A 6,442-nucleotide genomic window follows, 5' to 3' on the forward strand; every position below is an offset into this window, starting at 1 on the left:
TGTGGCTTGCCTGCCATCTCGTTTCGAGATAGATATGCCAGCACTGGGGAACATGCCCCGGTTGGATTTGTTCATCGTGGACATCAGGCAGTTAAGATACTTTGTCGGCGTCGTCGAAGCCGGCAGTTTCACGAAGGCATCTGCATCCCTCAACGTTGCTCAAAGCGCTCTAAGCCTGCATGTGCGTCAACTGGAGGAAGGATTCGGCACGCAGCTACTGGTTCGCGATCGGACCGGTGTGAGCGTCACGGCGTCGGGAGACAAGCTGCTTGAGCGCGCGCGCGTCATCCTGAAGGAAATTCAGCTCACTGAGGCTGAACTGACAAGCTCGGTGGCTGCTCCTTCCGGAGAGGTGACAATTGGCATTCCGTCCGGAGCTGCTCGCGTCCTTAGCGGTCCCCTGCTTGAGGCGGTGAGAAGCGAATTGCCGAGGATCTCGCTCAAGATGATTGAGGGAATGACGGGGCCACTGGAGGAGTGGATGGCTGCTGGCCGTTTCAATCTGGCTGTCCTGTACCGCACTGCCGAGAGCGTGGTGCCAATGACAGTGCTGGCCCGCGAAGAGTTTTGCCTGGTGGTGCCTCCGGGTCAACCGCCTTTCGAAGATTCGATAGCGCTCGCTGACCTGCACGCGTTTCCGCTGGCGGTTCCCATGCGCAACAATAATGTCAGGCGCTCGGTGGCTGATGTCGTAGCCCAACACGGTTGCGTTTTAGACGTCAGATTCGAAGTCGATTCCCTTTCTACGATCATCAATATGGTCATGGAAGGAAAGGCGTATTCAATCCTTACCCCGTCCGCCATTCAGAAAGAGGCGTCTCAAGGCCAAGTCCGGACGGTTAAGATCATTGATCCGGTGATCACCCGTTCCGTTGTGCTTGCCGTCAACCCGAAGGACGAGCGCTCTCCGGCCGTCTCCGCGGTCCGCAAGCTGATCCCCAAGGTCGTAAAGACTTTGATCGAGGGCAAGCACTGGTCAGCCACGGTTCCGGACCGGGTCTAGAAAATCCAAAGCCATTCTTTCTGCGCTCTCGCTCTTCGCGACTGCGTATGCAGTATCGATCTGGATTTGAGATGGCTTTGGGCGACATTCGATATTTGACCGCATGCGACTATCGCGATGAAATCGCAGGGCAGTGAGACACGGTCGGATATCGGCCGTTCTCGAACCTGGCAAATTCACAAAAGCGGAGCATGCGATGTCCAACGCCACGACCTATCAGCTTTTCATCAACGGTAGTTGGCGAGGCGGTAGTGGAACCCTGACCGTGACCAACCCGGCGACAGAGACGGTATTTGGCTCGGTGGCAGCGGCGTCGGCTTTGGATTTGGATGAGACCCTTGCTTCTGCAGAGGCAAGCCGCCGGGCCTGGTCTTCGCGACCGCCGAAGGACCGCGGCGAAATCCTTATCGCGGCCGCCAGGATCCTGGCGACGAAGGTGGGAGACGCAGCCAAGGATCTGTCGAGAGAACAGGGCAAGACAATTGCCGAAGCAATAGGCGAATACGCGCGCGCTGTTGAAACGCTGGAGTGGTACGGCATACACGCCGAAGAGCTGTCGGGTCCAATTCCGCATGGCCGGAATCGAATGATCGTCCCCGAGCCGCTCGGTGTGGTCGCCGCCTTCACACCGTGGAACTATCCCGCAGTGCTTATCGCCCGCAAGCTTGCCCCCGCATTGGCGGCAGGCTGTCCCGTGATCCTCAAAGGGGCTGAAGAGACGCCGAGTGCGGCGATCCACATTGTCGAAGCTCTGCGCCAGGCGGGTATCCCGGATGGCGTGGTCAACCTTGTCTTCGGCGTGCCGGCGCAGATTTCTGAACACCTGCTCAGATCACGAATTGTGAAAGTTTTGACCTTTACGGGCTCCACCGCCGTTGGAAAACACTTGGCCAAGCTTGCCGCAAACAACCTGCAGCGATGTGTCCTTGAACTCGGTGGGCACTCCCCGGTCGTTGTCTGCGAAGACGCGGATCTGGCAACGGCCGTTCCGGCAATTTCGGAATACAAGTTCGAGTGTGCTGGCCAGAGTTGTAATGCGCCCAGCAGGATCCTTGTCGCGCGGCCACTCTATGAGGAGTTTCTATCGCGGATGAGCGACGTCGCTCGCAAAATCAAGATTGGCCCCCCCGACGACCCGACGACCGAGATGGGACCGATGGCTAACGCACGGCGAATCGAGGCCATGCAGCGTCTGGTGGAGGACGCGGTGGAACGCGGCGCCCGCATAGAAATCGGTGGCACCCGCCTGGATCAGCCTGGCTTTTACTGGCCGCCAACCATCCTGACAAATGTACCGAAGGATGCGAAAGTGCTTCATGACGAGCCGTTCGGGCCGATCCTGACCGTGGCGCCGTTCGACACGATCGAGGAGGCGATCGAAGAAGCCAATGCCACGGAATATGGCCTGGCCGCCTATTTCTTTACTGGCGCCGCCGATGCGAAACGGGCGCTGATCGGCGGTGTTTCGGCTGGCGCTGTCAGTGTAAATTACCTGAAAGGGGTTTCCGCCGATGCGCCCTATGGAGGCGTCAAACAGAGCGGTTATGGGTATGAAGGTGGCGAGCACGGCCTGCGCAGCTTCCAGAGCCTGAAACTGGTCAACGGGCTCGGGTCATTCGGGTAAGAGTTGGTGAACAAAAGAACACGCACCATTGCCGCTGAAGACATCGCAAGGAGCGTCGCTGACGCCCTTCAGTACATCTCGTATTACCATCCTCCAGACTATATCCGCTACCTTTCGGAGGCATACGAGCGCGAACAGAGCCCTTCGGCACAGAACGCCATCGGGCAAATCTTGTTGAATTCGCGAATGGCGGCATTTGGGCGGCGGCCGATCTGCCAGGACACCGGTCTCGTGGTGGTTTTCGCCAAGGTCGGAATGGGCGTTCACATTGAGTCTGCGGAAAGTTTCGCTGACCTCGTGAATGAAGGCGTGCGGCGGGCATATCTCGACCCCGACAATCCCCTTCGACCATCGATCGTCTCGGATCCGCTTGGCCGACGATTGAACACCCGCGACAATACGCCGGCAGTCGTCCATGTCGAGCTTGTGCAAGGCGATAAGATTGACATCACCATCGCCGCAAAAGGCGGCGGGTCGGAAAACAAGGCTCGTTTCACCACCCTTAACCCCAGCGCGTCCGTTGCCGACTGGGTGGTCGACACCGTTTCGACGCTTGGTAGCGGATGGTGCCCGCCCGGACTGATCTCGGTCGGCATTGGTGGTAGCGCCGAAAAGGCGATGCTGCTCGCCAAGGAGGCCATGAACGAGCCTATCGACATGTCGGATCTCATCGCCAAGGGGCCATCAAACGCTGAGGAGGCGCTCCGCATTGAGCTTTATGAACGCATCAATGCTCTCGGGATCGGCGCCCAGGGCCTGGGCGGCGTGACGACAGTCGTTGATGTCAAGGTCGCAACATATCCAACTCATGCGGCGTCCAAGCCCGTGGCACTCATCCCGCAATGTGCAGCCAACCGGCACTTGACGTTCACATTGGACGGGAAAGGACCAGCGCAGCTCCAACCGCCCGACCTTTCCCAATGGCCCCAGATCGGTCCCGAGGACTTGCAAACAACCGGCGTCCGCCGGGTCAAGTTGGATGGGCTGACAAGAGAAGAGACGGCTTCGTGGCGCTGCGGGGAAACTCTTCTTTTATCCGGAAGGATCCTGACGGGTCGTGACGCCGCCCACAAGCGTATGGTCGACCTGATTGATGCCGGGAAGCCACTTCCGGTCGATCTGCAAGGCCGTGTGATCTACTATGTCGGCCCTGTCCTTGCAGTAAGGGAAGAGGTCGTGGGACCGGCCGGCCCAACAACCTCCGGCCGGATGGACGATTTTACGGAAAAATTGCTCGCGGAAACCGGGCTTTTCGCGATGGTCGGTAAGGCGGAGAGAGGGCCAACGGCTATTGCATCGATTGCCAGACACAAGACGCCTTATCTGGTCGCAGTGGGTGGCGCTGCCTACCTAATATCAAAATCGATAAAGGCGGCGCGGCTCGTTGCCTTTGAAGACCTGGGCATGGAAGCCATCTATGAATTCGAGGTGCAGGACATGCCGGTCATCATGGCTGTCGACGTTGAGGGAAACTCGATTCACAATTCCGGGCCGATTGAGTGGCGCAAGCGCATGGCCGCCGATAGCATTGCACGCAGCATCGGCGTTTGAATATTCCCGTTAGGTAATCGTCCCGACCCACTTATTCCGAAAGGGCAGTGCGCAGGCTGTGCGTTTGTTTGGGCAAGCTGTGCGAATGAGCCCATTCGTGCATGCCAGCACCGCTTGCGACGAACAAAACGCTGGGCTGGCACGTCGGCACCATAGATACAATTGGCGCAGACCCAAAACCAGCCTAAACGTAAAAGCTAGACAAGGCCATGAAGTCGAAACTCAACACCGTACGCCTGGATGCTTGGGACCTCAGGATTCTTTCCGAGCTGCAAGCAGACGGTCGGATATCGAAAAGCGAGCTTGCCAAGCGCGTTCATCTGTCGGCGTCGGCTTGCTCGGATCGGCTTCGCATACTCGAAACAGCAGGAGCTATTGAAGGCTATTACGCGCGGCTCAGTGCGTCCCTCATCGGGGGCGTGATTTTCGTGATGGTGGAGGTGGTGCTGGATCGTCACCGCATCGAGGACCAACGACACTTTGAGGCCGCAATTCTAGACTTCCCCGAGATCTTGGACTGCTGGGCTATCGGAGGTCGGGTCGATTATCTGATGCGCGTTGCAGTTCCCTCCTTGGCTGCTTATCAGGAATTCATGGAGAGATTGCTGCAGGTAGGCCTCGGGATCGACCAATATTATAGCCTTGTCGTGACGAAATCGATAAAATCTAATTCGCCGATACCTTTGTCCGCACTAAGAGAGCGGTGAGTTTCGGGCGCCGGTGTTTTCCACGGAGATTGGCCCACGTTCCGTGAATCCGTCGGCTGCGGACGCGTATTGCCGTGGAATGCCAGGTATATCCGGCGGTATGATTACCCCGGCTGACCGAGTGTTCTCACGCCGGGCGATCAACGGGAGAGCGGCAATGAGCCTGACCAAGCAGGGAACCAAACAAGTTCAAGAGAAGGATCAGAGCTTCGTGCTTGATTCGATCCTCCCTCGAAGGCCCGAGAACAATGGCGCCGGCGGGGCTGCTCCGTCTCTCGGTCGGGCTGGAGCATCCCCAGGACACTATCGACGATCTGTCCCAAGCTCTGAATGGCCTTGGCTGAATCTGCCGACGTCTTGGCGCTCAGCCAGGCTGAGTGCCTGCTTCTCAAGCTTACATTCAGGCCGACGGCAAACACCAAGGTAAATCATCTACAGCAGGGCGTTTCCCATGCACATGTATCAGGTCGATGCCTTCACCGACCGACTTTTCGCAGGGAACCCTGCTGCCGTTCTCGTGCTAGACGATTGGCTGCCTGATGAACTGATGTTGGCAATTACTCGAGAGAACAACTTGGCTGAGACGGCCTTTGTTAAAGCCCGCCCTGATGGTGCATGGGACTTGCGTTGGTTTGCCCCTGCGCATGAGGTCGATTTTTGCGGGCACGCCACCCTTGCGACAGCACACGTCCTGTTCAGCAAGGCGAAGGCGGACGCATCCCTTGTCTTTCACACTCGGGTCGGAGAGTTGCGTGTGTCGAGCGAGCCGGGCGGTTACAAGCTTGACATCCCTCGTCTGGCGCCGGAGGTCATCGACACCCTGCCACAGGAGATAGCAGGTATTTTCGCTGAACCGCCTGTCCGCATTTTCCGCAACTTCGAAAACATCTTCGCCGATCTCGGCAGCGCCGATGCAGTGCGCAGTTTCGTTCCCGACCTTGCGGCGATTGCTCGTCTCGGCCCTGTTGGCGTTGTGGTGACAGGACAGGAAGCCGAGGGCGCAAAAGCGCATTTCGTGTCCCGCTACTTCGCCCCTGGCGCAGGTATTCCTGAAGACCCGGTTACGGGGTCAATCCATGCGACGCTTGTGCCTTATTGGGCTGCTCGGTTGGGCCGCGTCAAGCTCATGGCCTATCAGGCGTCGGCCCGCGGCGGATGGCTCGACTGCAAATTGACCGGTGATCGCGTTATTCTGGGTGGGAACGCCGTGACCTTCATGGAGGCCACGATATATCTGCCGGATGCGGCATAACGGCCGACACACATTAGCGGGAAGGCAGCATCGGCACGAAATTCGAGACTTCGATGAGTACCGGCACCTTCGTGACCATCCCGGGCGGTGCCCTCGCAGCACAAAGCAGCTTCGAATTTGCGGCGCTTTGTGCGAATGGTTGGCTCGTCATCGCAGACCGAACGCCAGTGCATCCAGTCAGCTTTCGTTGGCCGGACCAACCCGCCGATCTAGAGCGGTTCGCGTTTTAGCTGAATCAGGATTCCCAAGATTGAGCAAATCAGATTCGATGTTTTGACCGTTGGAGGTCGGGACTGATGGCGAAG

Annotated in this window: 5 protein-coding genes; all 5 read left to right on the top strand. The window is 58.1% G+C overall.

Annotation, left to right across the window (positions count from 1 at the left end):
• Positions 1 to 76 precede the first annotated feature (76 nt).
• Positions 77 to 1,003 carry a LysR family transcriptional regulator gene (locus NKI38_RS30145; RefSeq protein WP_352664111.1) on the top strand — a complete coding sequence of 309 codons (927 nt, stop codon included), beginning with the start codon at positions 77 to 79 and terminating at the stop codon, positions 1,001 to 1,003.
• A gap of 196 nt (positions 1,004 to 1,199) precedes the next feature.
• A complete protein-coding gene (locus NKI38_RS30150) occupies positions 1,200 to 2,627 on the top strand; it encodes an NAD-dependent succinate-semialdehyde dehydrogenase (RefSeq protein WP_352664101.1) in 1,428 nt (475 codons plus the stop codon).
• Positions 2,628 to 2,633: 6 nt separating this feature from the next.
• A complete protein-coding gene (locus NKI38_RS30155; RefSeq protein WP_352664103.1) occupies positions 2,634 to 4,178 on the top strand; it encodes a fumarate hydratase in 1,545 nt (514 codons plus the stop codon).
• A gap of 209 nt (positions 4,179 to 4,387) precedes the next feature.
• Positions 4,388 to 4,885: an Lrp/AsnC family transcriptional regulator gene (locus NKI38_RS30160; protein ID WP_352664105.1), complete on the top strand. Its 498-nt coding sequence runs from the start codon at positions 4,388 to 4,390 to the stop codon at positions 4,883 to 4,885.
• 451 nt (positions 4,886 to 5,336) lie between these two features.
• Positions 5,337 to 6,137 (top strand): PhzF family phenazine biosynthesis protein, encoded by an 801-nt coding sequence (locus tag NKI38_RS30165; RefSeq protein WP_352664107.1) that lies wholly within the window; start codon positions 5,337 to 5,339, stop codon positions 6,135 to 6,137.
• Positions 6,138 to 6,442: the final 305 nt, after the last annotated feature.

It is taken from the genome of Mesorhizobium sp. M0621 (assembly GCF_040320745.1).
Classification (GTDB): Bacteria; Pseudomonadota; Alphaproteobacteria; order Rhizobiales; family Rhizobiaceae; genus Mesorhizobium.